The 25,592-nt window shown below is 56.5% G+C and carries 22 protein-coding genes and 1 riboswitch; of the genes, 11 read left to right on the forward strand and 11 right to left on the reverse strand.

Annotated elements, in window-relative coordinates; all coding sequences use genetic code 11:
* Positions 1 to 170 precede the first annotated feature (170 nt).
* The 3 genes from D3871_RS17825 to D3871_RS17840 form a co-directional block, all read right to left on the reverse strand.
* Positions 171 to 1,955: a phage integrase family protein gene (locus D3871_RS17825; RefSeq protein WP_158597971.1), complete on the reverse strand. Its 1,785-nt coding sequence runs from the start codon at positions 1,953 to 1,955 to the stop codon at positions 171 to 173.
* Between the two features lie 1,930 nt (positions 1,956 to 3,885).
* Positions 3,886 to 4,857 carry a ParB/RepB/Spo0J family partition protein gene (locus tag D3871_RS17835; RefSeq protein WP_119770444.1) on the reverse strand — a complete coding sequence of 324 codons (972 nt, stop codon included), beginning with the start codon at positions 4,855 to 4,857 and terminating at the stop codon, positions 3,886 to 3,888.
* Positions 4,858 to 4,867: 10 nt separating this feature from the next.
* Positions 4,868 to 6,049, reverse strand: coding sequence for an AAA family ATPase (locus tag D3871_RS17840; RefSeq protein ID WP_119770445.1), 1,182 nt, complete (start codon positions 6,047 to 6,049; stop codon positions 4,868 to 4,870).
* 537 nt (positions 6,050 to 6,586) lie between these two features.
* On the opposite strand from D3871_RS17840, the gene D3871_RS17845 reads away from it, so the two are divergent.
* Both D3871_RS17845 and D3871_RS17850 read left to right on the forward strand, forming a co-directional pair.
* Positions 6,587 to 7,993 carry a replication initiation protein gene (locus D3871_RS17845; RefSeq protein ID WP_119770446.1) on the forward strand — a complete coding sequence of 469 codons (1,407 nt, stop codon included), beginning with the start codon at positions 6,587 to 6,589 and terminating at the stop codon, positions 7,991 to 7,993.
* Between the two features lie 82 nt (positions 7,994 to 8,075).
* A riboswitch (TPP riboswitch) is annotated at positions 8,076 to 8,175 on the forward strand.
* Between the two features lie 48 nt (positions 8,176 to 8,223).
* Positions 8,224 to 10,377 carry a TonB-dependent siderophore receptor gene (locus D3871_RS17850; protein ID WP_119771421.1) on the forward strand — a complete coding sequence of 718 codons (2,154 nt, stop codon included), beginning with the start codon at positions 8,224 to 8,226 and terminating at the stop codon, positions 10,375 to 10,377.
* Here D3871_RS17850 and D3871_RS17855 read toward each other — a convergent pair.
* Entirely contained in the window at positions 10,374 to 10,910 is a 537-nt protein-coding gene (locus tag D3871_RS17855) for an AAA family ATPase (protein ID WP_119770447.1), read from the reverse strand. The genes D3871_RS17850 and D3871_RS17855 overlap by 4 nt on opposite strands.
* On the reverse strand, positions 10,907 to 11,512 hold the full coding sequence (gene pnuC, locus D3871_RS17860) for a nicotinamide riboside transporter PnuC (protein ID WP_119770448.1): 606 nt from the start codon (positions 11,510 to 11,512) through the stop codon (positions 10,907 to 10,909). The genes D3871_RS17855 and pnuC overlap by 4 nt, the downstream gene beginning before the upstream one ends.
* 350 nt (positions 11,513 to 11,862) lie before the next feature.
* Between pnuC and D3871_RS17865 the strand changes: the two genes are divergently transcribed.
* From D3871_RS17865 to D3871_RS17885, 5 genes are all read left to right on the forward strand, one after another.
* Positions 11,863 to 12,294, forward strand: a complete 432-nt coding sequence (locus D3871_RS17865) for a response regulator (RefSeq protein ID WP_119770449.1) — start codon at positions 11,863 to 11,865, stop codon at positions 12,292 to 12,294.
* 574 nt (positions 12,295 to 12,868) lie between these two features.
* Positions 12,869 to 14,041 carry a DUF3182 family protein gene (locus tag D3871_RS17870; RefSeq protein WP_158597972.1) on the forward strand — a complete coding sequence of 391 codons (1,173 nt, stop codon included), beginning with the start codon at positions 12,869 to 12,871 and terminating at the stop codon, positions 14,039 to 14,041.
* On the forward strand, positions 14,028 to 14,837 hold the full coding sequence (locus tag D3871_RS17875) for an alpha/beta hydrolase family protein (protein WP_119770451.1): 810 nt from the start codon (positions 14,028 to 14,030) through the stop codon (positions 14,835 to 14,837). Before D3871_RS17870 ends, D3871_RS17875 begins: the two co-directional genes overlap by 14 nt.
* A gap of 75 nt (positions 14,838 to 14,912) precedes the next feature.
* Complete coding sequence (locus tag D3871_RS17880) at positions 14,913 to 15,176, forward strand: hypothetical protein (RefSeq protein WP_338016848.1); 264 nt, start codon at positions 14,913 to 14,915, stop codon at positions 15,174 to 15,176.
* A 70-nt stretch (positions 15,177 to 15,246) separates the two neighbouring features.
* Positions 15,247 to 15,672, forward strand: coding sequence for an OsmC family protein (locus D3871_RS17885; RefSeq protein ID WP_119770452.1), 426 nt, complete (start codon positions 15,247 to 15,249; stop codon positions 15,670 to 15,672).
* A 65-nt stretch (positions 15,673 to 15,737) separates the two neighbouring features.
* On the opposite strand, the gene D3871_RS17890 is transcribed toward D3871_RS17885, so the two are convergent.
* The 6 genes from D3871_RS17890 to uraH all read right to left on the reverse strand — a co-directional run bounded on the left by D3871_RS17890 (position 15,738) and on the right by uraH (position 21,553).
* Positions 15,738 to 16,190: an Hsp20 family protein gene (locus D3871_RS17890; protein WP_119771423.1), complete on the reverse strand. Its 453-nt coding sequence runs from the start codon at positions 16,188 to 16,190 to the stop codon at positions 15,738 to 15,740.
* Positions 16,191 to 16,344: 154 nt separating this feature from the next.
* Complete coding sequence (locus D3871_RS17895) at positions 16,345 to 17,403, reverse strand: AI-2E family transporter (protein ID WP_119770453.1); 1,059 nt, start codon at positions 17,401 to 17,403, stop codon at positions 16,345 to 16,347.
* Positions 17,404 to 17,511: 108 nt separating this feature from the next.
* Positions 17,512 to 18,324 (reverse strand): M48 family metallopeptidase, encoded by an 813-nt coding sequence (locus D3871_RS17900; RefSeq protein WP_119770454.1) that lies wholly within the window; start codon positions 18,322 to 18,324, stop codon positions 17,512 to 17,514.
* Between the two features lie 319 nt (positions 18,325 to 18,643).
* Positions 18,644 to 19,747 carry a helix-turn-helix transcriptional regulator gene (locus tag D3871_RS17905; protein WP_147376843.1) on the reverse strand — a complete coding sequence of 368 codons (1,104 nt, stop codon included), beginning with the start codon at positions 19,745 to 19,747 and terminating at the stop codon, positions 18,644 to 18,646.
* Between the two features lie 213 nt (positions 19,748 to 19,960).
* Positions 19,961 to 21,154, reverse strand: coding sequence for a urate hydroxylase PuuD (locus D3871_RS17910; protein WP_119770456.1), 1,194 nt, complete (start codon positions 21,152 to 21,154; stop codon positions 19,961 to 19,963).
* A gap of 45 nt (positions 21,155 to 21,199) precedes the next feature.
* The gene (gene uraH / locus D3871_RS17915; protein ID WP_119770457.1) at positions 21,200 to 21,553 is read right to left on the reverse strand and encodes a hydroxyisourate hydrolase; all 354 of its coding nucleotides are present in this window, start codon (positions 21,551 to 21,553) and stop codon (positions 21,200 to 21,202) included.
* Between the two features lie 239 nt (positions 21,554 to 21,792).
* Here uraH and D3871_RS17920 point away from each other — a divergent pair, with 239 nt between their 5' ends.
* From D3871_RS17920 to uraD, 4 genes are all read left to right on the forward strand, one after another.
* Complete coding sequence (locus D3871_RS17920; protein WP_119770458.1) at positions 21,793 to 22,515, forward strand: GntR family transcriptional regulator; 723 nt, start codon at positions 21,793 to 21,795, stop codon at positions 22,513 to 22,515.
* A 69-nt stretch (positions 22,516 to 22,584) separates the two neighbouring features.
* Positions 22,585 to 24,093 carry a nucleobase:cation symporter-2 family protein gene (locus D3871_RS17925; RefSeq protein WP_119770459.1) on the forward strand — a complete coding sequence of 503 codons (1,509 nt, stop codon included), beginning with the start codon at positions 22,585 to 22,587 and terminating at the stop codon, positions 24,091 to 24,093.
* Positions 24,094 to 24,113: 20 nt separating this feature from the next.
* Positions 24,114 to 25,058 (forward strand): allantoinase PuuE, encoded by a 945-nt coding sequence (gene puuE, locus D3871_RS17930; RefSeq protein ID WP_119770460.1) that lies wholly within the window; start codon positions 24,114 to 24,116, stop codon positions 25,056 to 25,058.
* The gene (gene uraD, locus D3871_RS17935; protein WP_119770461.1) at positions 25,055 to 25,573 is read left to right on the forward strand and encodes a 2-oxo-4-hydroxy-4-carboxy-5-ureidoimidazoline decarboxylase; all 519 of its coding nucleotides are present in this window, start codon (positions 25,055 to 25,057) and stop codon (positions 25,571 to 25,573) included. Before puuE ends, uraD begins: the two co-directional genes overlap by 4 nt.
* The last annotated feature ends 19 nt before the right edge of the window (positions 25,574 to 25,592 follow it).

Below are 25,592 nucleotides of genomic sequence, written 5' to 3' on the forward strand. Positions count from 1 at the left end.
AGTGCTCGTGCTGAACACATATATGCGCGGCATGAATAGAAAATTCAATGGCTGTCTGTAGCGATGCTTGACTGTCTTGGCATATGCCGGAACCATCAACGTTTTCCAATAACCGAACTAACCGCAGATATGAAACAGGCCTGACTTGTATGGATCACCGATTTCTGCGATTACGCAATTTGTACGGCGGCATGGCGCAGCCACCCGGTGCTGGCTGCGGCCAGCGTTTTTGCTACCGCCTTGTCTTCCGCTGCATGAGCGCAGTCAATGAAAAAAGCCTTTATTTGGTCATATAAGGTTCCAGGGGCAATGCCGTCCCTGGGATTGACCGTCTTGCGATGTGTAGATGACCATGGGGCGCGCTGTTCTATATCGATCGCCTTGCCAAGCAGGCAAGCGCCCTGATTCGCCGGATGCAGGGGATCAGCATGCAAACCCCGCGCAAGCAGATAGGCAGAAAGATCGGTGATCACGTCTTGCGGAATAGGCATGCTTTTTGGCTGGCCGGATACCGTGGCACGGAGTCTCCATGTCCCCTCGGTCGAGACAAGACTCAAGTCGTCGACGCGTAATGCGACTATCTCTGAAAGACGCAGAGACGTGACTTCGATCAGGCGCAAGGCAATCTGAAGGCGCTGATTGGCAGACGAATCGGGCAAGCTACGCAGGCATTCGCGCAGGATGCGCCATTGCTCGGCGCTTAATCGGCGCTCGCTATTCCTGCCTGCGTTTGCGGTGGCGGAACGGGGCAATTGCAGTCCGGTCCAGGGATTGGTTTTCAGATAGAACTGTTCGGTCAAAAAGGTGTACAGGCTTTTCAAGACGGTTGCCGCATGCCGGCGCGCGCTGTCGGAAAGCGGTCCCTCGAAAGGCCTCCAGAGCGGGCTCCATTTTTCCCTTCCGCGCGCACCGCACCATAATTCGGCCGGGGTTGGATTGGCCAGGAAATCAAGATAGGCATGGCAGTCTTCGCGATCCATCGAAGACAAAGCCTTTTTACGTTCGATGAGGGCCCAAAGCATGAAGCGTTCGGCTTCTTTCAGATACGCCCGTTGGGTATGGTTCAGCGCTATCGGCTGTCGTGGCGGTAGCGCGGCCGCTTGCGTAGGATGGGCTTGCGCATCAGTAGCTTGCGTTTTTTGCTTAGCGTGCAACCATGCATACAGAGCTTCCAGGTCGCGTGTGGCCACGATCCTGCAAATCGATTGTGGCATGCGGTTAGCGCCGTTTCTGCCATCGAGGTCGGGGGGTATGATCAGCTTCTCGAGTGGGACGATGGCAGTCGCTGGCCGGATCACGGTGGCGAGTTCTGCATTGGCCAAGCGTGAACGCCGTTTCAAGACATGATCGCCGATCGCGATCCCGAGCGTCGCTTCGTGCGCGCGCAGCCAGGAAACAATGCGCTCGGACTTGCCTAGTCCAACCGCACGAATTGATGCTGCCCAGCGGTAACCGACTCCATTGACACGCTGGGCAAGCATGCGCAGCGTCGTCAGACCGGCCTTTTCCAGATGAATGGCGAGATCCGGGTTCAGCCAGGTGCCGACATGATCGTCAGGTTGCGGTGGCTGTACCGCGAGCGCCTCCAGCCAGCGCAGCGCTTCCAACTGCCGTTCGATCAGCCTTCTGCGCCGCGACTGCTGCGGGCGTGATGAACCGTAGCGTGTTTTGAAGTATTCCAGCTGTTCGGCTTCGGAGAAATCCTCCAGTCCCTGTTCAAAGGCGAATTCCTCCAGCGATGGAATCTTTTCGGCGGCGTCATCGATATTGTTTGCGTCGATACGAATCAAGCGTGCGATGCCATGTCGCTCGCTTCTCCTGGCCGCCGCGGCAAACTCATCGCGTATCCACTGAATTGTGCGTTTTACGTTACGGATATCGTCATGTTCGCCCTCTACGCGCAGGTAGCGATTCCAACTATCGCGAGTATCCAGACCCTGGACTACAGCTCGCATGAAAGCGAAATGTCCGATGTGCAACCGGCGCGCCGTCGGCAACTGGGCCTGTGCAGCAGGGGACAGTCGGGGTGCAGCGTTATTCGAGACGGTTCTGGCACGCGATGGCGAGACGGGCATGGTTTTGGGGGATTGATAGCGGACGGTGTATCCAACATGGGATGCTGGGTTCGGTGCATTATCATTTATCGCAAAAAATGTTGCAACTGGACAGGGCAAATAATTTGCCACCTTGGTTTGTCTTTGCTATCAAGGACTTACAGGATGCTGTTTTGAAAGGCGAGAGTAGTTTCGGGCAGTGAAATCTGCTCCAGCGTTTTGCCGGGTCAGGCTGGATGTAAAACCCACGCTTTTAAAGATCGTTGAAAGTTCAGTAGAGCGGATGCCGAATAAATATCTATCTCAAATATTCATTCATGTCATGTCGTCAAAAGCGATAACGAACGGTTCCCTCTTCCTCTAAGGGGGAGGGCTAGGGGCGCCCGGCGTAGGCTGATCATTACCCACAAGTCATGTCCTGTACTCGTGATAGCGATTCGCCGCAGGGATCCTACCCCTGCAAGGGTTAGGGGGCGTCGTCAAAAGTTGCTTGAGGGATCGCCTGAGAGGCAGATAGAGAGAGAAAATTTTCTTTGACAGGACTTGCACCTTTCCGTAGGTGAGAACTTTTGGGAATCAGCGGCATTACACAACGTGAGTTTTTATCCTGGTTCCGAAAGACACAGGTGAGAATTTTTGGGACTCTCCATCGGCATAAAACATGGCCTCGGTGTTAGCGTGCGTTTATTTTTGTCCCTTTATTTTGAGTTGCTCTTCAGGAACCGCTTGCTACGAGACGAATATAGCGCCAATGACTGCATTACGCGCTTTCGATCCAGGAGAGGCGTTGTCTTGGTTACAGGTTGTCGCTTGTTGCAGCAGCTTTGAGCGATGACCCGTGTCTGAGCGTTCGCAGTAGTAGCTAAGGTGAGAAGTTTTGGGAAGGCTGTTTATCTCTCAGATGTTGCATGCATTGTTCATCTACAAGTGCAGCCGTTTGTATTTCCGAAGTCTGAGACCACTCAATTGCCATTGGCGCTTGGAGCTACCTACTGTCCTGAGATAGAAGTTCACCGAATAAAACCCATGAAATGGCTGTCATCCTTCGCCTTGCCGGCCGCGTTCAAATACTCCCAAGGCACCCGGGCCTTGCTTCGTTTTGCGCCTCGGCTGACGCCCATTGCATCAGTTTTATTTTTCAACGAACTTCTTACTCAGAACAATAGCAAGTTGGCGGCGATGTATGAGTCATGCATGAGCCTATAGGAATTTATTCCGCAGGCGATCAATAAGTGAGAAGTTTTGGGAAGTATTAATCCGGAAGTTCTTGATCTTGCTTGTACGGTACAAGTCGGCTTTTAATTGTGCTGGCAATATAGTTTCGCTTGTACCGTACAAAAGATCTATTCGTCCGCAACTATGATGATGAATGGACGATTTTATCCCGGTGAATCATGTTCCGTGGCGGGCCAAAGGCAGGAAGAAATGGTTTCAGCGCTGCCCGAATATTTTTTAAAGCCAAGGAAAGATAAGGCTTCCTCGCAAACGAAGAGCCCTCAACTGGTCGTCGCCCTAAAAACTATCAGCCTTGAAAGGCGAACGCTTATACCCATTCCGACCCGTACGTGACAAATAGAAATTGATGGATTTTTCGACTGGCAAGGCGCAGGAAGAGCCGACGCATTGTTATTTACATCGATTGCACGTGGAAAGCGCAAAAGGCACATGTCACGTTATGGGCGGAGATGGGTGGCGAAACCAATCGATCTCCGTTAACGAGACTCACTATTCAATCAAGTCACTTTGCCATTCGGCAGAAAGCAACAAATTCTGAACATAAAAAAAGGGGTTGTACCGTACAACCCCTTTTGATGAAACATGGCAGGAACACTCAGTCACTAAAAAGAGCGCGAACTACATCATCGATTTTTTTTACCTGAGAGGCGCTAAGCGCGCCTTTGGAAAACTGCACGGTGACTCGACCGCCATGCATAGAAACTTTTGCCACGACTTTTCCATTCACAAGAATTTCATCTGTATTGGTCACTGCCGATTCAGCGCTAAGGATTTCCATCACTTCTTTTGCCGTCTGCGCCATCTCGCGATTTTCTGCCAGCTCTTTCGCACGCGCAAGCACCCCTTCAGGATCCTTTTGCAACGCATCATTCAAGGTCTTGGCCCAGCGATACTGCAAATCAAGCGGGGAAGGAAAGGCTTGGACAACCGCTTCAGGCAAGTTTGCCAAGCGTAGCGCCTTACTCAAATTCCCTGGATCGACACCGACCTCTTTCGCAAGCTGATCCTGCGATGAAAACAATTGCTCGTTCAATGCCCGCCGGTACATCACACCTTGTTCCCAGGGGGACAAATCGGCACGTGTCCGGTTTTCACGATCCATCTCCTTGAACAGCTCTTGATCGCTGATTTCCTCTACCAATGCCAAAACCGGTAAGCCAAGTTCTTCGCAGGCGCGATGGCGGCGATGTCCAAACACGACTTCATATCGTTCCGACCCATCCTTCAGCGGACGTACCTTGATCGGTTGGACGTTCCCTCCTGCGTCGGCTATTTCGCTTTTGAGCGACGCAAAAGCGGCCAAATCGTAGCTACGGACATCCCGATTTGCCCATTTAGAAGGAAGAATTTTATCCGCATCGATAAGGCGTACCGGCAATATTCCTTCGAACTCCTTCAACCTGGCCTCAAGGACTGCCATCTTTTCGTTGCTTTCCTTCATCAACGAATTCACCATCAGCATCTGGCCAGGACCGGTACGCAGCGGCGCAGTCGCACTGCCGGAATCCGCTTTGCCCGGGACAAGCAAACCTTCGGTCTTTTTCGCTAATCTATCCTTAATCGACATCACACTCTCCTTACGCTAGCTGGGATATCCAAGAGTTGCGAATTGAAACCTCAACCAAGTCATTGACCCTGTCATAGGCGTCACGTGCCCGGCTATAGGTTTTCATGCTGCCGTCGTAACGGCTGATGTCATACACGGTGCCGAATTCCGCAGAACTAGACGATGTGACCGCGGTTTTAGGAATTTCCACCGGTAAAACCTTTTCTGCGTAAGTTGCCGAAATCCAGGAACGCACGACATCGCTGGCGACATCGGCTGAATCCACGCGAGCAAGCAAGACATGGATGAAATCGAAGGTTTTGCTGATGCCAGCGCTCTCGACCAGATTCGACGCCAGGTCGCTGAACAAACTCCAGAATTGTGCCGAACTTGCAAAATCCAATGCGTTCGGCGGCAAGGGAACCATCAAGCCATCCGCGGCCATGAAGGCGTTGATCGTCACATAGGAGAGCGATGGTGGCGTGTCGATAATGATGACGTCATAATCGTCACGCACGTCTTCCAGACCGAGGTTCAATACATCCCAAAACTGGAATTCAGGATCCTTCATTTGCCGCGACGGCAATACAAACTCTGCAGAAAATAAACTGGCTGACGCAGCGACCAGATCGATGCCGTCCCAATAGGTCGACTGAATGGAAGGACGAATCGAGGTCGTGTCGCCATAAACCAAGGGAGCGATCGTTTGCTCTTCGGACACTTCCGTATCCGGCATGATGCCGAACAACGTGGTCAAAGAACCCTGAGGATCGGCGTCCACGACCAGAACCTTATGACCGCGCAGACTCAATCCCTGCGCCATCACCATCGCCGTGGTGGTCTTACTGACACCACCCTTGAAATTACCAACTGCAAGCGTAATAGCGCGAGCACCGTCGGGGCGCAAATGGGTTGCCCGGTACTGTTGTACCCAGATTCTTGCTTCGCGAAGGGAAAACTCGCGTCGGGATCCCTTGTCGTTAAGCTGGCCGGCCGGCAGATCACCCTTGCTGATACGATACGCTACTTGTCCCTTGTCAATTCCGCACAAACTCGCCAGCTGGGTCAATGAAAATACGGGCGGGTTCTTGTTCGCATTCGGTGCCAGCATGCGCGAACGGATCTGGTTAACCATCTGCGCCGCCCGTTCCGCCTGTTCGACAATGTCGCTGATATGAATTTTCTGAGCACTGTTAACATTCGGCGCAATCATAAGTTTCCCGTAGGTTTTGAAAATAAGACTTTATTTTACGATATAGACCTATTCCTCGGTAACTAGAAATTCTTCGAAAATCTATTTTTTTCATGAAAACCGTAAAATATTTCCGCAAGAACTCCTGAATTGTAAGCGGATAGCACAATCTTGGCTAAAAGAAATAAAAAAACCTAACACCTCTTTAAGAACTATAGGAGGAAGAATATACTTAAATATCAATGGCTTAGATCATTTTCGGTGAGAACATTTGGGGCCTATGGTGAAAACATTTGGGAGCTAAGGTGAAATAATTTGGGGATATTGGTGAGAAGCTTTGGGGTATGTGGTGAGTGGATATGGGGTTGCGATGGCGCAAACGTCGGCAAACAAAGCGAAAAAAACCCATCATCAATAGGTGAGATCTTTTGGGAGGATCGACACTAAGCTGGCGTGCACTTATTCTCACCTTAAAAACAGGCGTTGATTTCCAAGGTGAGTTTGCTTTTCACATCGGCTCACTATAGACTTCGGTAAACAAATTGAACCCGAAGCACAATGACGGAGCCCGCCACAGCGCCAAAGAAAACCCGACCCGGTACGAAAAGTACCGAGCATGATTATTTGTTGCGCAAACCGGTCAATACATTGGCGATCGTTCCCAAATCCGAACGCATCACCGTGACTGCGCGCAAGATCTACAACGTGATGCTTCAATTCGCCCAGCGTCAAGGGGTGGAAAAAGAGCGGTATCGCGCGCGCCTGTCAGAGATTGCTATCGGTATCGACTTCAATTCCAACAATACGGAAGTCATCAAACAGTATTTTCGCCAGATGGCGACCACCGGTGTCGAATGGCAATCCCCAACCACAGGCGAAGGCGCCCGCTGGAGTATCTCGGCCCTGATTGCCCATGCGGACCTGATTCAGCGCGGGAATGAATTGACGCTCGAATGGAGCTACGCCCCGAACATCAAGCAAGAGCTGCTCGATCCCCAGCGCTTTGCAAAAATGTCCTTGCAGGTGCTGGCCGCGCTGAACACGATGGCATCGCTCGTCCTCTATGAAATATGTTGTCGTTATGCCGACAATCCCGGCGGCCTTACGGCACGGCAGGCATGGGCATGGTGGCGACCGGTGCTGACCGGCGCGCCTGACAGCCCGGCAAGCGCTTATCAGGAGTACAAGATCTTTAATCGCGATGTCGTCAAGAAGGCGGTCAAAAAGGTCAATGAAGTCACCGATCTCGACATCGAACTGATCGAGCACAAGAGCGGCCGCTCGGTGCAGGATTTGCAATTCAAGGTCAAACGCAAGCAAGCGCTGCTCGCACCGACGGAAAGGCCGATCGAACCAGTCGACCTGAAGACGATCGGCAACATCATCCGTGCCGGCATTCCCCAGGATAGGGCTGAAAAACTGTTGCTGCGCTATGGCGCGAAAGCGGTCGACGATGCGATCACGGTGATGAATGAACGGCACCGTCGTACGAACATGGAGCCGGTGCGCACGCCGGAAAAATATCTGACCGCCATTTTGCAATCCGGTCAGTTCGGCACGGAAAAGCCGGTCGCAGCGCCCGCACGCAAGGTCTACGACACCAAGGCCGAACGCTTGAAACTGATAGAACAGTTCATGGCAATGAAGCGCACGCTGTTGAATGAAATGTTCCAGGAAATGCCGGAAGCCGATCAGATCGAATGGATTGCCCGCTTTGAACAGGAGGCGCTGCCGGCGAGTGGCGCGATTCGCAAGGCATTCCAGTCGAAAGGGATTTCGAGCCAGATCGTGCGGCCGGTCTTCCTCAAGTTTCTCGGCAATTCGGTGTGGGAAGACGGATGGGAAAAACCGACCGACCACGAATTGACCGACCTCGCCATTCGCATGAAGAATGAGCAGCAAAGCCTGGCCGACCAGCGCTATACCAGCAAGGGTCGGGTCGATCTCGGCGTGATCAAGGGCTGAAATGAACCTACTGCGCTGATCACACCGGCGTCATTGACCGCAGCCTGCGGCATATGAACATGAAAGCTTCGTGATAGCATTCGTTCCATGCTAGGGGTCCTGAAGACGATGTCTTTGGGTGAGAGACACCCTCCGTACCTGATCTGGATAACGCCAGCGTAGGGAAGCGCAAAGCCGCACTTCTTTGTTTGCTCCGTCGCTGGCACTGCATTTACGTGACCGAGCCCATCATGCCGCTACCGAAAACCCGTTTTCTTCTTGCATTTTCCGCTGCACAGGCATTGGTTTTGCCCGTCGCCGCACAGGCGCAGTCCGATACCGTTTTGCCTGCCGTTTCCGTTTCGGCGCCGCGCATTGCCGCCGACGACGCCGAAGCCCCGACATTCGGCAGTTTCGGCCAGATACCCTTGCAGCAGACGCCCGCTTCGATCACCGTGATCACGCGCCAGCAAATGCAGGATCAGGCCATACGCCAGACCACCGATCTGACCCGGTTCGATGCCAGCGTCAACGACGCCTATAACGCGATCGGCTATGCGGAGCAGTTTTCCATCCGCGGCTTTACTCTCGATAATGCGGCGAGCTATCGCAAAGACAGCCTGGAAATCGCTGCCGATGCCGCCATCCCGCTCGAGAACAAGGAGCGCATTGAAATATTGAAAGGCTTGGCCGGCTTGCAGGCCGGGATCGCGACGCCGGGCGGCATACTTAACTATGTCACCAAGCGCCCCACCAACGAGACGCTGTGGTCGGTGACGCTGGAAGCGCGCGAGCGCGGCACGCTGTACGGCGCGCTCGACCTGGGCGGTCGTTCCGACGACAAGCGCTTCGGCTACCGCATCAATGCAGCCGCCGAAAAGCTGCGTTCCTATGTGCGCGGCGCCGACGGTGAACGTCAGTTCGTGAGCGGCGCATTCGACTGGCGACTGACGCCGCAGGCATTGCTGCAACTCGATTTCGATTACCAGCACAAGTCGCAGCTAAGCGCCCCCGGTTTTCAACTGATCAATGGTACCGACCTGCCGACGGGAATCTCGGCGCGCACCATGCTGAACAACCAGCCATGGAGCCGGCCGGTTGAAACCGACAGCACCAATCTCGGGCTGCGATTCGAATACCAGATCACGCCCGACTGGACCACGGTGGTGGCCGTCAACCGTCACGGTTTTCGGCGCGACGACTTTGCCGCATTCCCGTTTGGCTGTGCAGCGAGCGGACTATTTCCGGGCTTCTGCGCCAATGGCGACTATGATGTGTACGACTACCAGAGCGAAAACGAACGCAAGTCCTTGCTCGCGTCGCAAGCCATTGTGCAAGGAAGATTCGCGACCGGCGCGCTGCAGCACGAACTGGCAGCAGGCGTCTCGACACTGCGTCGCCGCGACGACTTCGGCGACTGCGTGTACGGCACCCTCGACTGCCTCGGCTCCGCAGCGAATGGCACCAGCAATATTTTTTCACCGGTCGTCGTGCCCGCATCGACCATCACCACCGGCCCGATACGCTTGCGTCGCAGCGGGCGCGAGCATTCGTTGTTCGTGCGTGATGTGATCGCGCTCTCGCCGCAGTTCAAGCTGCATGCCGGCGTGCGTCACACGCGTATCGAACGCGATCAGTATGATGCGACTGGCACCCTCAACAGTGCGCATGAGCGCGGTTATACCTTGCCCAATCTTGCACTGGTGTTCAATCCGCAGGCGAGCTGGACCATGTACGGATCGTATGCGCAAGGCTTGGAACATGGCGGCATTGCACCACTATTGACGACTAATGCCAATGTGGCGCTGGATCCGAGCAAGTCGTATCAGCTTGAACTCGGTACCAAGACTTCTCTCGGCAATGGCTGGCAAATGTCTGCCGCACTGTTCCGTATCCGCAAACCGCTGGAGTACACCGATGCGGGATTTACCTATGTGCGTAACGGCAATGCAGAACATCAGGGCATCGAGTGGTCGCTGCAGGGACAGGCCACGCGCAATCTGATGCTCGGTGCCAGCATCGCCGCCTTGCATACCCGCCAGCAAAATACCGGCACCGCCACGCTCGATGGCAAGCGTGTCACCAATGTTCCCAATCTCAAGTCGGTTGTGTATGCGGACTATGCACTGGCGGCCGTGCCGGGGTTGATGCTCAATGGCAGCTGGCATTACGCGGGCAGCAAGGCATTCAATCCCGATAACAGCGTGACGGTCCCCGGCTATCATTTGTTCAACCTCGGAGCGCGCTATGCGACGCGCGTGGGCGGCACGGCGACGACGTTGCGCTTCGGCATTGATAACGTGACCGACAAGTTCTACTGGCGCGATGTCACCCAAGCCCTGGGTGGATACCTGTTTCCGGGCGCTCCCCGCACCTTCAAGCTGTCTGCCCAGTTCGACTTTTAAGCAGGCGTCAGACGCTGCAGCAGGCTCTCGACTTGCTGCAGCCGCATCGGCTCAGTGCCGCTCACCAATGAGTACGGCAGATTCAGCGCAGCCAGCTTCGCGAGCAGCTGCGTATGGATTTGCTGCCGCACTGCTTCCGATTCACGTTGCAAGCCATCTGCCACCCATGGCGCATCCGGCGCAGTCACCAACGTAAGATCATAATGCCGGTCCGCTGCCATCCGTTCCAGCCGCGGCTCGACACGGCCCCAATAAAACCGGCTGTACAGGCTGGTCATCAAAGGCGTGGTATCGCAAAACAGAAAGCGCGAAGCCGACAGTGCCGCCGCGTCTTCGCGCTCAGTCTGCACACGGGCGATCACAAGTTGTTCTTCTTCGTATGGAGTGCGCCCATGCAGCTCAACAAACTCGCGCAGGTATTCGGGTACCCAGAGCGTGCGGAAATGCGTTGCCAGCGCCTCGGCCAGCGTGGACTTGCCGGTGGATTCGGCACCAAGAATGGCAATGCGCCACGGTTTTTGCATCGCATTCATGCATTGGCTCCGCTGCCTGCGACTATCGTTCTCCAGGTACGCAAGCCTATCGTTGCCAGCAAGATGAACAAGGCATACAGCACCGCCGTCAGGATCAGGTTTTTGTAGACATACAGACCGACATACAGCGCATCCACCGCTATCCAGACATGCCAGTTTTCCAGCTTTTTCCGCGCCAGCAACAGTTGTCCGACCAGGCTGCCCGCCGTCAGGAACCCGTCGATATAGGGAACGTCGGTATCGGTGTAGGACTTGAGGAAGAGGGCGATCAAAATAAATCCGGCAATCCAGCCGCCCGCCGCCCAGTAGCGACCTGCTGCCGACAGGCGGGATACGCGCAAGCCGCCGGCGGCGCCGCGAACACCGAGCCACTGATACCAACCCCACATCGATGTGGCAATGAATACCCACTGCAGGCCCATGTCGCCATACAGGCGGGCTTGAAAGAAAACGACCGCATAGCTTGCCGAAGATGCAATGGCAAACAGCCAGGCCCAATGAATCTGGCGAATGCCCAGCACCACGGTCGCGACTGCAAGCATGAACGACACCAGTTCAAGCGGCGTGGTTGAGAAAATGGAAAATACGATCGGGTCGTTCATAGGGGCGAATGCAGCAGCAAGGTGTCATGTCGGCGCGACGGGATATCCATGCGCAGGGCTTCGTATATTAAACGAAAGCCTTCGGACATTGATGCGGGACGGAGTCCAAACTATCGCAAGCGATCAAGCATGGAATCATTTGGCATGCCGAAATAACAAGCCATGCCTGCAATTGCGCGGCCAAACCTAGAACATCTCTATCGAATCAAAACGCCGCGTCCTGCATTGGGCGGCTTGCTCCCATTTTGATAGACGCTCTTAATCTATAGCAAACCCGATTCAATTGAATGATTTAACATGGATCAACGTGCACTACTCTCATTCGGGCAAGCGGCATACTGCTCATCCATATGGCTATTACAGATACTTCCCCCTTGCATGCCCTGATTGTCGAAGATAACTGCGACCTTGCCAGACTGTTCGGTGATCTGCTGGAAGTGCTCGGTTGTACCGTTCAGATCGAATGGAACGCCAATACCGGGTTGCGCGCCGCATTTGAAAATCCGCCCAATCTTATTTTTTGCGACCTTACCATGCCGGGTGAGAAAAACGGTTTTGACGTCGCGCGAGAAATCCGGTCGCTTGCGGAATTCGACCGGACTTGGCTGATTGCGGTAACGGGCTACGATGCGCCCGAGACCCATGAACAGGCGCTCGCGGCAGGGTTCGACCGCATATTCGCCAAGCCGGTCAAATTTGCACAGATCCAGGCGGTGCTCGACGAAGTGAAGAGCGGCGTGGGTCGTGCCGGTCGAGGCCGCGCTGTCATCGCTGGCCGGTGACCTGAAGCCTATGAACTGAGGTTCGGACCCAAGCGATCCGTTGGCGGGCGCCGGCATGCCGCAACGTGTGCTCGAGTCCGTTCAAGCCCTTCCTTACCGCTAAACCGGAAGCCGGTCCGATTTTCGGCTCAGTCGAGACCATTCTGGTGGCCGAGGATGAAACCGACGTAAGCGCCACCACGCCGCCGTCATCTTCGCGTCACATTGCACAAGAATCATTTCCTTCGTATCTTGCATGGAACTGCCATGTAACGACGCCATCTCCGCTGCCCAGGGTGAACTAGCAAGTCAAAGGCAATGGCCTTCGTGGCGGCAAGCTTCTTGCTTCAAACTGGACAGAGCCCGCATGCCGCATCGCCAGAATCGCAAGCGGCTGCAGCGCTTAGGAATGTGTACGGAATAAGTTATCGATTTGGACGCGTCCGACGGGATGCGATGCAAGGCGCGAGAAGGAGTCATAGCGAGCTATGGCGACGCCGAGCAACGCTGCAGCGCGCCCGTCAGACGTGAACCAAATCGGGAAATTATTTCGTGCACATTCCTTATTGATCATCCCTTGAACAAAGGCGGCAGTATGGAAAAGATGCTTGCAGCAGTTGAAGGAACGAATGTGGTGCATACGGAAAACGCACACTGTGCCAATGCAGCGACAGTAGTCATTCTTCCTGAAAAGCTTGTGGGAACATGTGCCGCGCATGAACTTGCTGCTCACACGGAAATTGCGCGTCGGCTCGCAGTTCTCAAGGGATGCGAGTTCGCCGGAGAATTCGAGGCGAATTACCAATACGAAAATGGTTTGTATTTTGTTCCCAGCGACACACTGGTCGGTCTCGATTATGCAGCCGAACTGCGCATACGCAATGATGAAGATTTATTCGGGGGTGTCGTCCCGCATGCCTTTGTCGCCACCAAGACCATTACGCATGCTCTGCCCGGTCCTTACTCGGCCGCGCCGGATGGCTGGGCGCCAAGCATGGCAAGAAAAGTGCAGGAAGTCGTATTGCCCGGTTACTCCGTTTTCAATCTGCACGATGCACGTGATGCCGGTACCCGCCTGTCGCAGCAGGGCGCGGTAAGGGTCAAGAAGGCGAGTGGGGTGGGTGGTCTGGGGCAATGGGTTGTGAGTACCGCACATGAACTCGATGACTTGCTGTACTCGCTGGAAAGCGAAGATCTGCTGCGCGGTGGCGTTGTTCTGGAATGCAATCTGTCGGAAGTTAGTACCCTAAGTGTCGGCCAGGTCAAGGTTGCCGGCATGGTAGCGACCTACTACGGTGTGCAGCGCCTGACATCCAATAATCGGGGCGAAGAAGTGTACGGCGGTTCGACCTTGACGGTCGCGCGCGGCGGCTTCGATGCCTTGCTGCAACTACAGCTTGATAGCGAGTTGCATACCGCGATTTCTCAGGCGCGCACTTACCATGCCGCCGCACTGTCTTGTTTTCCGCCAATGTTTGCGTCGCGCTGCAATTACGATATTGCCCAGGGAGTCGACGCAAGCGGCCAGTGGCGCTCCGGTGTGCTGGAACAATCCTGGCGTGTCGGCGGCGCAAGCGGCGCGGAAATTGCCGCCCTGGAAGCCTTTCACGCCGATCCCGGATTGTCGGTCGCGCGCGCTTCCACGGTCGAGCTCTACGGTCCGCAAATTGAACTGCCGCATGATGCAGTTATCTATTTTCAGGGGAGCGACGACAACGTCGGACCGATCACCAAGTATGTAACCCTGGAAGCCTATGCCCATCCATGATGACAATATTCAAATCGCCGTCGATGGCGACACCATTGACGGCACTATCGTTACTCCCGGCGCGAAAATGCCGGCCGTCCTGTTCGTGCACGGCTGGGGCGGCAGCCAGGAACAATACCTGGCACGGGCGAGAGAAATCGCTGCGCTTGGCTGCGTTTGCCTGACCTTCGATCTGCGCGGGCATGCGGGAACGTTGCCGCAGCATGATACGGTGTCGCGGGAAAACAATCTGCACGACGTACTCGCTGCTTACGATACGCTGGTCTCGCAGCGCGGTGTCGATCGCGCCGCCGTGGCCGTGGTCGGCAGCAGTTACGGCGGTTACCTGGCAGCGATTCTTTCGTCGATGCGGCCGGTGCAGTGGCTCGCCTTGCGCGTGCCTGCGCTCTACATGGATAGCAATTGGGAAATGCCCAAGCGCCAGTTGCACAAGGGCCAGGATTTGGGCACGTATCGGCAGACCCTGATCCCGGCCGGGGAGAACCGTGCATTGCGCGCCTGCGCGAATTTTCATGGCGATGTGCTGGTGGTCGAATCGGAGCGCGATGCGATCATTCCGCATGCTGTGGTCACCAGTTATCTGGACGCCTGCGCCGAACCGCGTTCGCTGACCTATCGCGTAATCAAGGACGCCGATCACGGCCTGTCGGAAGAAGCGTCCCAGCGCGCGTACACGGCGCTGCTGGTCAGTTGGATGACGGAAATGATTTTCGGGTCGCGGGAAAAAGGGAAGCCGACCCTAGCGACAACCATGCCGAAGAGCACGCTGCCCGAGGCCCCGCCTACTCCCGCTTGATTCTTGTCCGGCAAGCTGGTTTGATACCGCGCAAGCAAGCTGTCATTACGCTGCATGACTATGCAATTTCCCCGGATGATCCTGTCCAATTGGCTTGCTTCGGCAACGACATCAGCTCGAGAGAATGCCATGAAAAATCCCTGGACCAAGAAAAACCCTTACCTGAGTATTTGGCTCAGCGGCGCCAATGCGGTATTGGGCGCAACGCGGGGACAGGCAACTGCCCAGGTGCGCCGTGAGGTCAACAGTGCCATTCAACAGTCGACCCGACAAATGACCGATGCCTGGATAACAATGTTGGTGCCGCCGAAGGCGCCGCGCAAGAGAAAGAAACGTTAAAGAATTGCGGTTAGTTCAGATTGATGCGCTGACTCGCATAGTTTCCGCCAACCCTTGAAAGGAGAAAACAATGAAGCGTACTGCGTCCGCATCATGGACCGGAGGTCTGAAAGACGGCCAGGGCAGCATATCCACCCAAAGCGGTGTTCTATCGAATACTCGCTACGGCTTTGCGGCGCGTTTTGAAGATGGCCCGGGCACCAATCCGGAAGAGCTGATCGCCGCCGCACATGCCGGCTGTTTCACGATGGCCTTGTCGGGCCAGCTCGGCGAAGCGGGGATCGTCGCCGAAAACTTGACCACCACTGCAGCGGTAACGCTCGAAAAGGTCGATGGCGGTTTTTCGATTTCGGCGGTACACCTCGATCTGGTCGCCAAGATTCCCGGTGGTGATCAAAAGGCGTTCGATGAAGCGGCAAACAAAGCGAAGGCAGGATGTCCGGTGTCCAAGCTGCTCAATGCCACCATCACACTCAACGCAAAGCTGGAATCGTAAAAAAGCCGGGAGCATATCGCTCCCGGTTTTCATGGGACTACGGTTTTACCGCGACGGATCGTTAATCAGGCGGCTTCGCGCTGCAACAGCTGCACGGATTCGCCATCGATCTCGATCTTGCGCGGCTTCAGCGCTTCGGGAATCACGCGCACCAGTTCGATATTCAGCAAGCCATTGTCGAGCTTGGCACCAACGACTTTCACATGGTCTGCCAGTTGGAAGCGGTGTTCGAAATCGCGTGCTGCGATACCGCGGTGCAGAAAGGTGCGCTTGGTATCGTCCTTCTGTTTGCGGCCGATAATTTTCAATTGATCGCGCTCGCTTTCGATGTCCAGTTCGGACCGGTCGAAACCTGCAACGGCCATGGTGATACGGTATTTGTCTTCACCGACAAGTTCGATGTTGTACGGTGGGTAGCTGGGCTGTGCATCGGCGCGCTGTGCTTCGTCAAATAATTGAGCAAGACGGTCAAAGCCGATGGCCGAGCGATACAGGGGAGTAAAGTCGTAAGTACGCATGATAAATATCCTCGAAAAATAAGCGATATGGAAATCGCGGACCTCCATTGAGCATCCGCTGATTCGGATATAGGGATCGCCGATATGCGTTTCAAGGGGTAGATATCACAGGATTTTGCGTGTCATGTGATGTTGCCTCCGACGCAAGAATTTCCTACTGAACATGTTCTTCCGCGGCCGCCGAAAACAGGTCCCATGCCGCAATGAACAGCGCGGCGATGGCCGGACCGATCACAAAGCCGTTCAGCCCGAACAGCGCCATGCCCCCCAGGGTCGATATCAGCACCACATAGTCGGGCATCTGCGTATCCTTGCCGACCAGAAGAGGGCGCAGGATATTATCGACCAGCCCGATCACCACCACGCCAAAGGCGATCAGCGTGACGCCTTGCCAGATTGCGCCGGTCAGCAGGAAAAATATCGCCACCGGCGCCCAGATCAAGGCGGCGCCGACTGCCGGCAGCAAGGACAGAAAGGCCATCAGTACGCCCCACAGCACCGCACCCTGAATGCCGAGAAACCAGAACATCACGCCGCCCAGCGCACCCTGTGTCGCCGCCACGGCGATGTTGCCCTTGACGGTGGCCCGGATCACGGTGGTGAATTTTCCGACCAGATTGCGCTTGTGTTCGGAGCTCAAGGGTATTGCCTGCTTGATGCGTGCGGATAGCGCCACGCCGTCACGCAGCAGGAAGAACAACAGATACAGCATGATGCCGAAGCTGACGATGAAGTCGAAGGTGTTCTGGCCAATGCTGAATGCCTGGGTCGCAATCGTCTGGCTGCCTTGCGCAACGGCTTCGGACAGCCTGTCCTGCAGGGAAAAGATATCGGTCAAGCCAAGGCGTTCCAGCCAGCTCACGATCCATGGCGGCAGAGCATCCATGATTTGCTGGAAGTAGGCGCCGAAATCCAGTTCCCCGGACCGTATCTGCTGGTATATCGCTGCTCCTTCGCGCAGTAGCGACGCAGTGATGACCGACAAGGGAAATATGACGATCAGCAGACACAGTACCAGCGTGGTCAGCGCCGCCAAATTGCGGCGTCCGCGCATGGAGGACAATAACTGTTTGTAGAACGGCGCAAACAGAATGGCCAGCACCGCTGCCCAGAACACGGCGCCGTAAAACGGCAGCAGTATCCATCCAAATGCAATCGATACGACGATCAGCAAGAGCAGGAAGGTCTTGTGTTGCAACTGCGGATTATTCATTGAAGTCCCGGGTGTACAAGGTTGATATCTGGAATGGCAACATCCGCCATGCTACCGGATAGGCAAACAGGCGTCGCGGGATCGCGCAAGGGAGGCGCCAGGCATTGCTTACTGCTTCGCCGCGTCATACAGCGGCAGCACGGTAGGGAGCAACGCGGAAATCTCATTGATGCGCGTGGTGTTGGCGGGATGCGTCGACAGAAACTCGGGGGTGTTCTTGCCTTCGGAAGCACGGCCCATCTTTTGCCACAGGCTGATGGCGGCGCGCGGATCGTAACCGGCGCGCGCAGCGAGTTCCAGTCCGATGCCATCTGCTTCGCTTTCGTTCTGGCGCGAATTCGGCAAGACAAACAGGTATTGCGCAAACTGATTGGCAAGCGCGACTTGCGTCTGCCGGTTCTGCGCCCCTGCCAGCGCAGCGGTGGTGATCGCGTTTTGCGCGACCGCCTGCGAGACGCGCTCGCGGCCGTGCTCTCTGAGCGCATGGGCGAATTCATGTCCCATGATCGCGGCGATTTCATCGTCGCTGAGCTTAAGCTGACGCACGATGCCGGTGTAGAACGTGATCTTGCCGCCGGGCGCGCAAGTCGCATTCAGCACCGGCGCATCGATCAGGATCAACTGCCATTTCCAGTCCCGCGTATCTTCCCGGAACACGCCGACCTGCGCCTTCAAGCGATTGGCAATGCGCAGCAACCTGTCGTATTCCTCGCCCGACGTGATCAGCTTGCCTTGCGCCTTGGCCTTTTCCGCCTGTTGCGCATAACTGACCAGGGCCATTCTTTCCACCGTGGCGGCCGGCACCAGCAATAACTGCTGGCGTGTGACGCCGACCACGCCCGGTTTCGTAGTCGACGCACAGGCGCCCAGCAGCAACACGGCACCCGTGACCAGCAGCTTGATCTGCAGTTTGATTTTCATTGAGGTAAGCGTCAGCGAAGGTTGGTAAAAATATACTGCAACTGGAAGTATAGACCGAGCAAGGCAGAAAATTGTCAAATCGTAAATTGTTCAGGAGTGGCGCTGATGCAGATTGAATGCGGCAATGCCGGGGCGCTGGATACTCAGGGCACCGGATGGTTTCTCGGCTGTAGCGAGTGGGCGAGATCGGGCACCGATGACCGGACGGCATTGAGATATATGCCCGAAGCAGGGTGATCGCATGGGCTGTGCATGAAATGGATGGCGCATCCCGCCGGCGATCCGCGCGGATAAAAGCGATCCGGCGTAGCCGTTCACATCAGACCAGATCGAGCGAGCCGAGCACCCTTTGCAGATCCGACTGTCGGTGCACGCCGACTTTCACGAAGACCGATTTAAGATGCTTGCGTCCGGTTTCAAATGAAATGCTCAACTGCTCGCTAGCTTCCTTCAAGGTCGAGCCGCGCAGCAGGATGTGCACCAGGCGTATTTCCGCCGGGCTGAGACGGAATATTTCGCGCAGCAGTTCGTTCGCCGGTACCGCAGCGCAGGCCGGATCGTGCACCAGCACCAGCGCCAGCGGCTCGATACTGTGCAACATGCTTTCGGCGTCGGCTGGCAACGGCACCGTCGTGACGATGCAGAAATCGCCGTCCGCCGTTTGCAGTCGCACGCCCGCCGCCCGCTTGGGCTTCACGGTGCCGCACGCGGCTTGCAGCGCGCCGCGCAGGCGGCTTCTCGCATCGTTGTCTTCGCTGCCGTGACCCGGCAAGCGTCCCGAGGCCGACAGCCATTGTTCCCCCAGCCGATTCGCCAGCTTCACGCTGCCGGCCGCATTCATCACCAGCAACGGCGCACGTACCCGGTCGAGCACGCGTGATGCGAGGTCAAGCCGGCTCGACAATTCGATCAGCTTCCATCGCAGTCGTGCGGCCTGCTGAAGATGCGGCAGCAGCGGTGTCAGCTGTAGTGCGATGCCCTCCATATCGCTGCGCCGGCCATGTCCGACCAGCGACAGCAAGCCATCGGTACCGGTCCCGTCACGCAGGATGGGCGTGGCCATTACGCCGGACATGCGATAACGCCGCAGGAACTCCTGGTAGAACGGTGAATGGTCTTTCAGGCGTGAAGCGAAATCGCGTTCATCGAGATACCACTCGCCGGGTCGCGTGCGCCCGACGAATGCCTTGCCCGGATCGATGGACTGGTAGTAGGTTTCGTATTCCAGCCGCAACGATGGATGCATGCCAACCGCTTCGCCGACGATGATCTGGTCGTGGCTGCGCTCCCATAGCAGAAGCGACACCATTTCCGCACCCGTCATGCCGGCCAGGCGCGTCATCGCTTGATGCCAACCTTGGGGAGCGAGTATGCCTTCATAGAATTGTCCCGACAGGGTCAGCAATTGATCTTGTGCGATCACGGTATCTTCCCCTTTCCCCTGATGCGTTGGCTTGTCTGAAGAGAATTGTGCCACGCACTTGCCGTCCCTGCTTGCAGGCTCGAATACGCTCCGTTGCACCGACAAAAAGAAACAGGGATCCTCGTACCGGCAAAACGCCGATCGAAAGATCCCTGTCTGCATCGAGGCGGAAAATTTCCGCCTCACGTCACCGACTTTTCACAGCGCTTACACTTACTGTGCGCCGCCTTGATACCAGCGCCCGATCAGCGCCCGTTCTTCGTCGGTCATGTTGGTTATGTTCCCGAGCGGCATGGACTTTTGCATCACGACTTGCTGATAGATCAGTTGTGCTTGCGACTTGATCTGTTCAGGCTGGTCGAACAGCACGCCCTTGGCCGCGGTCGGCATCAACGTGGGCTTGGCCGCGTGACACTGGATGCAATGCTTGTCGATCACAGGCTTGATTTGCGCCATATCGACCGGCGTTTCGGCAGCGGCTGCAGGCCCGCTCGTTGCCGGTTTGCTAGGCGCAATCCATGCCACGACACCGGCCAGCATCGCCACGGCCACCAGCGGGTAAACCAGATTGACGACACTCTTGTGACGCAGGATGAAGAACTGGCGGATCAGCACGCCGGCCACCATGATCAACACCAGCACCAGCCAATTATGCGGATGGCTGTACGTCATGTTGTAGTGGTTGGACAACATCGTAAACAACACCGGCAGCGTGAAGTAAGTGTTGTGCACGCTGCGTTGCTTGGCACGCTGACCATGGATGGGATCGACCGGCTGGCCGGCCTTCATCGCCGCGACCACCTTGCGCTGTCCCGGAATGATCCAGAAAAACACGTTGGCGCTCATGATCGTGGCGATCATCGCACCGATGATCAGGAAAGCGGCGCGTCCGGAAAACAAGTTGCATGCCGCCCACGATGCAATGATCACATAAGCCACCACCAGTACCGCCAGCAGCCCTTCCTTCTTTTGCAGCGCCCGGCAAAGCACGTCGTACACCAGCCAGCCCACGCCCAGGAATGCCAGCGCCAGGATGACGGCCACGGTCGGCGTCAGGTTGGCGACGTTCGGGTCGATCAGGAAGACCTTGGGATTGAACAGGTAAAGCACCGAAAACAGTCCGAATCCGGACAGCCAGGTGCTATACGATTCCCAGTAAAACCAGTGCAGGTCTTCCGGCAGATTGCGCGGCGCACCCAGATATTTTTGCGGGTTGTAGAAGCCACCGCCATGCACGGCCCACAATTCGCCGCCGACGCCTTTTTCCTTCAATTCCGCGTCCTTGGGTGCCTTCAGGCTGTTGTCCAGCCAGACGAAATAAAACGACGAGCCTATCCACGCAATCGCCACGATCACATGCAGCCAGCGCAGCAACAGGTTGGCCCAGTCGAGCAAATAACCTTCCATCAGTATGTCTCCTTCTTGATTGTCAAATTCCGCGCAGGATCGATATTAACTGCCGCGGTAAGTCGAATAGCTCCAGGGGCTGGCGACCAGCGGCACGTGATAGTGCTGCGTGGCGTCAGCAACGCCGAAGCGCAGCGTGACCACATCAAGAAAAGACGGTTTGGGCAATTGCAACCCGAGGCCGGAAAAATAGGCGCCGATATGAAAGTCCAGTTCATAAACGCCGGCGCGGAAGGCATTGCCTTCCAGCAGCGGACCGTCGCAGCGGCCATCGGCATTGGTAATTTTGGATAACAATTTATTTCTACGATTGTCGACAATTTCAAATAGATCGATCGTAATACCTTGCCCCGGCCTGCCATGCGCAGTGTCGAGCACGTGTGTAGTCAGACGACTCATCATAACTCCATGAATATATTGGATAAAACCTGGCGAAACAGGAATTGACGCCAGTGCTGAGCATGAGGTGCCGCCGCGACGGGTGACTGCAGCTGCTCGAGAGATTGAACAAAAACGCTAACAAATTGTTGACAATTCTATGGGCCGTTGGCATCCTCGTCAACATTCAATATGCAACCGGTGGCAACCGTAGCAAAACTGCCATCAATCGTAGCAATTTACCGCCACACGAGAGACCCATGGCTGCACGTCCCAAACTTATAAATACCCTAGCTCAGCCGCAAGAATCGCGCCTTGCGCCCGAAGAACGAATGTACTTCGAGATCTATGACGCGATCATGGAGCACAGGTTGCCCGCCGGCACCAAGCTGACCGAGCAGGCATTGAGTGAAATCTACGACCTGGCACGCCATAACGTGCGCAAGGTGTTGATCAAGCTGGCGGCCGATGGCCTGGTCGATCTGGAACCGAACCGCGGCGCTTATATCGCCAGCCCCACCGAGCAGGAAGCGCAGGATATGTTCGAGTTGCGCCAGACGCTGGAGCAACTGGTCATGCAAAAGGTCGCGCAGAGCGCAACGGCAGCGGATTTCGCCCGCCTGCGCCGGATGATCGACGATGAACGCGATGCCTACATGCAAGGCAACCGCCCGTTATGGATACGGCTGTCCGCCGATTTCCATATCGAGCTGGCCAAGCTCGGCGGCAACCTGCTGCTGGTCGATATGCTGCGGCGCCTGGTCTCCCGGACCACGCTACTGATTTCGACGACCGAGACCACCGGCCAGCAACCCTGCTCATTCGACGAGCATCTTGCCGTCGTCGATGCGCTGGAAAAAAAGGATCAGCAAGGCGCGCAACATGAAATGGCGCGCCATCTGGAGCAATGCGCCTGCCGGATGCTCAAGCGTCCCGACAGGCGATTCGATCTGCGTGCGGCCCTAGGCAAGCCGGACGCATAACAAGGCAGGTGCCGATAAAACCAATAATAACAACATCACCATTCACACCATCCCAGTTTTGGAGAAGACATGAGCATATCCCACACTGCCGCGGCATCCGGCCCGGCGGCTTCGACAACCTCTTCCATTCCGGCCGACGGCAACGCGGTCGATGAACGGCTACCGGCGGGCAAGCTTGCCACGCTAGGCCTGCAACACGTGCTGGTGATGTATGCCGGCGCCATCGCGGTGCCGCTGATCATTGGCCGCGCGCTCAAGCTGCAGCCCGAGCAGGTGGCCGCATTGATCAGCGCCGACTTGTTTTGCTGCGGCCTGGTGACCTTGATTCAATCGCTGGGCATAGGCAAGCTGTTCGGAATCCGCCTGCCGGTCATGATGGGCGTGACCTTTGCGTCGGTCAGTCCCATGCTGGCAATGGCCGCCGATCCGACACTCGGCATTACCGGGATATTTGGCGCGGTGATCGGGGCCGGGGTCATTTCCATGCTGATCGCGCCCTTTGTCAGCCGCGTGCTGGCGTTGTTCCCTCCGGTCGTGACCGGGACCATCATCGCGGTAATCGGCATTTCGCTGATGCGAGTCGGCGTCAACTGGGCGATGGGCGGTACGCCGAATATGGCGACCATTCCCGACCCGGCGTTCCTCCAGCTGGTTGCCGCAGCCAAGGAAGCAGGGACCGCGTTGCCCGCGGGACCGGCACCGATGATTCCCAATCCCCAGTATGCGGCGCTCGACAATCTTGGCATCGCCATGTTCGTGCTGGTGGTGATCCTGCTGGTCGCGAAATACGGAAAAGGCTTTCTCGCCAATATTTCGGTGCTGACCGGGATCGTTGCGGGTACCACGCTTGCCTATTTCCTGGGCAAGGTCGATTTTGAGAAAGTCGCGGCGGCAAAGAGCTTTGCGCTCGTTACGCCATTCCAGTTCGGCATGCCGACCTTCGATGTGGTCGCGATCCTGACCATGACGCTGGTCATGCTGGTGGTGATGATCGAATCGACCGGCATGTTCCTCGCGCTCGGCGATCTGACCGGCAAGGAAATCCGCAAGGACGACATCAGCCGCGGCCTGCGCGTCGACGGCCTGGGCACGGTCATCGGCGGCATCTTCAATACCTTCCCCTACACCTCGTTCTCGCAGAACGTCGGGCTGGTCGGCGTCACCGGCGTCAAGAGCCGCTGGGTCTGCGTTGCCGCCGGCATCATCCTGATCATCATGGGCGTTATTCCCAAGATTGCCCAGGCAGCCGAAGCGGTGCCGGCATTCGTGCTCGGCGGCGCCGGTCTCGTGATGTTCGGCATGGTCGCCGCAACCGGGATTCGCATTCTGTCGAGCGTCGACTACAAGAGCAACCGCAACAACCTGTTCATCGTTGCGATCTCGATCGGTTTCGGCATGCTGCCGCTGGTGGCCGACAAATTTGCACAGCATATGCCGAAGGCATTGTCGCCGCTGCTGCATAGCGGGATCCTGCTGGCCGCCATCGTCGCGGTCGTGCTCAACCTGTTTTTCAATGGCATCGCTTCCCAGGACCAGGCCGAGGCTGCAGCCAAGGCCAACACCCACGGTAGCGAATAACTCACTTTTCTCCTATCACCATGCAGAAAGAAAACGCATATCCACGCGACCTCGTCGGCTACGGCCGGCAGCTTCCCCATGCACGCTGGCCGGGCCAGGCGCGCATCGCCGTGCAGTTTGTCTTGAATTACGAAGAGGGCGGCGAGAACTGCTTGCTGCATGGTGACAAGGCGTCCGAGCAATTCCTGTCCGAGATCATCGGCGCGGCCGCATTCGAAGCGCGCCACCTGTCGATGGAATCGATCTATGAATACGGTTCGCGCGCCGGGGTCTGGCGCATCCTGCGCGAGTTCGAGCAGCGCAAGCTGCCGCTGACTGTGTTCGGCGTCGCGATGGCCTTGCAGCGCCATCGCGAATTGACGCAGGCATTCGTCGAACTCGATCATGAAATTGCCAGCCACGGCTGGCGCTGGATCCACTACCAGAACCTGGATGAAGCCACCGAGCGCGAGCATATGCGCATCGCGATCGATATCCAGCGCGAGTTGACCGGCAGCGCGCCGCTGGGCTGGTACACCGGTCGCGATTCACCCAATACCCGCAAGCTCGTGGTCGAGCAGGGCGGCTTCACCTATGACTCGGATTACTACGGCGACGATCTGCCGTTCTGGACAGAGGTGGAGATTGCGGGCGGCCAGCGCAAACCGCATCTGGTGGTGCCGTACACGCTGGATAGCAACGATATGCGTTTTGCGACCCCGCAGGGTTTCAATACCGGCGAACAGTTCTTCCAGTACCTGAAGGACAGCTTCGATGTGCTGTATGCGGAAGGCGATCCGCAAGGGCAGGACCGGCCGAAGATGCTGTCGATCGGCATGCACTGCCGCCTGCTCGGCCGTCCCGGACGCTTCCGCGCCCTGCAGCGCTTCCTCGATTATGTGCAGTCGCACGACAAGGTATGGATTTGCCGCCGCATCGATATCGCCAATCACTGGATCAACACTCACCCGTATCAACCGACATGACTACCAAGACTTTTTCTCTCGATAGCCTCAATGCCATGACGGCCGCTGACTTTACTGCGGCGCTTGGCGCAATCTTTGAACACTCGCCTTGGGTCGCCGAACGCGCGGCGGGCAACCGGCCTTTTGCCAGCGTGCAGCAATTGCATGATGCAATGGCGGAAGCTGTGCGCAGTGCCAGTGAAGCCGAGCGGCTGCAACTGATCCGCGCCCACCCGGAACTTGCCGGCAAGGCCGCGGTGCGCGGCGAACTGACCGAAGAATCGACGCGCGAGCAAAAGGGCGCCGGTCTGGATCAGTGCAGCGCCGAAGAATTTGCGCAGCTGCAGGATCTTAACCAGCGCTACAACGACAAGTTCGGCTTTCCTTTTGTTATCGCCGTCAAAGGCCATAACCGCGAAAGCATTTTGCAGAACTTTGCGCGCCGTCTCGATAACGAGCGCAGCGCCGAAGCCAGCGAATGCATAGAACAGATCATCCGTATCGGCGGTTTTCGACTCGCCGACGCGGTGCAATAGGCAGGCCGATAGTTAGTCC

Origin of the sequence: Noviherbaspirillum saxi, assembly GCF_003591035.1 — a bacterium.
Lineage (GTDB): Bacteria > Pseudomonadota > Gammaproteobacteria > Burkholderiales > Burkholderiaceae_D > Noviherbaspirillum > Noviherbaspirillum saxi.

Bases quoted from the DNA above. Each gene is read 5' to 3' on its own strand.
- D3871_RS17925 (WP_119770459.1), top strand. From the start codon at position 22,585: ATGAGCATATCCCACACTGCCGCGGCATCCGGCCCGGCGGCTTCGACA.
- D3871_RS17890 (WP_119771423.1), bottom strand. From the start codon at position 16,190: ATGCGTACTTACGACTTTACTCCCCTGTATCGCTCGGCCATCGGCTTT.
- D3871_RS17845 (WP_119770446.1), top strand. From the start codon at position 6,587: ATGACGGAGCCCGCCACAGCGCCAAAGAAAACCCGACCCGGTACGAAA.
- D3871_RS17920 (WP_119770458.1), top strand. From the start codon at position 21,793: ATGGCTGCACGTCCCAAACTTATAAATACCCTAGCTCAGCCGCAAGAA.
- D3871_RS17840 (WP_119770445.1), bottom strand. From the start codon at position 6,049: ATGATTGCGCCGAATGTTAACAGTGCTCAGAAAATTCATATCAGCGAC.
- D3871_RS17870 (WP_158597972.1), top strand. From the start codon at position 12,869: ATGGAAAAGATGCTTGCAGCAGTTGAAGGAACGAATGTGGTGCATACG.
- D3871_RS17855 (WP_119770447.1), bottom strand. From the start codon at position 10,910: ATGAATGCGATGCAAAAACCGTGGCGCATTGCCATTCTTGGTGCCGAA.
- uraD (WP_119770461.1), top strand. From the start codon at position 25,055: ATGACTACCAAGACTTTTTCTCTCGATAGCCTCAATGCCATGACGGCC.
- D3871_RS17885 (WP_119770452.1), top strand. From the start codon at position 15,247: ATGAAGCGTACTGCGTCCGCATCATGGACCGGAGGTCTGAAAGACGGC.
- D3871_RS17850 (WP_119771421.1), top strand. From the start codon at position 8,224: ATGCCGCTACCGAAAACCCGTTTTCTTCTTGCATTTTCCGCTGCACAG.
- uraH (WP_119770457.1), bottom strand. From the start codon at position 21,553: ATGAGTCGTCTGACTACACACGTGCTCGACACTGCGCATGGCAGGCCG.
- D3871_RS17895 (WP_119770453.1), bottom strand. From the start codon at position 17,403: ATGAATAATCCGCAGTTGCAACACAAGACCTTCCTGCTCTTGCTGATC.
- D3871_RS17880 (WP_338016848.1), top strand. From the start codon at position 14,913: ATGATCCTGTCCAATTGGCTTGCTTCGGCAACGACATCAGCTCGAGAG.
- D3871_RS17910 (WP_119770456.1), bottom strand. From the start codon at position 21,154: ATGGAAGGTTATTTGCTCGACTGGGCCAACCTGTTGCTGCGCTGGCTG.
- D3871_RS17835 (WP_119770444.1), bottom strand. From the start codon at position 4,857: ATGTCGATTAAGGATAGATTAGCGAAAAAGACCGAAGGTTTGCTTGTC.
- D3871_RS17900 (WP_119770454.1), bottom strand. From the start codon at position 18,324: ATGAAAATCAAACTGCAGATCAAGCTGCTGGTCACGGGTGCCGTGTTG.
- puuE (WP_119770460.1), top strand. From the start codon at position 24,114: ATGCAGAAAGAAAACGCATATCCACGCGACCTCGTCGGCTACGGCCGG.
- D3871_RS17825 (WP_158597971.1), bottom strand. From the start codon at position 1,955: ATGCGAGCTGTAGTCCAGGGTCTGGATACTCGCGATAGTTGGAATCGC.
- D3871_RS17865 (WP_119770449.1), top strand. From the start codon at position 11,863: ATGGCTATTACAGATACTTCCCCCTTGCATGCCCTGATTGTCGAAGAT.
- pnuC (WP_119770448.1), bottom strand. From the start codon at position 11,512: ATGAACGACCCGATCGTATTTTCCATTTTCTCAACCACGCCGCTTGAA.
- D3871_RS17875 (WP_119770451.1), top strand. From the start codon at position 14,028: ATGCCCATCCATGATGACAATATTCAAATCGCCGTCGATGGCGACACC.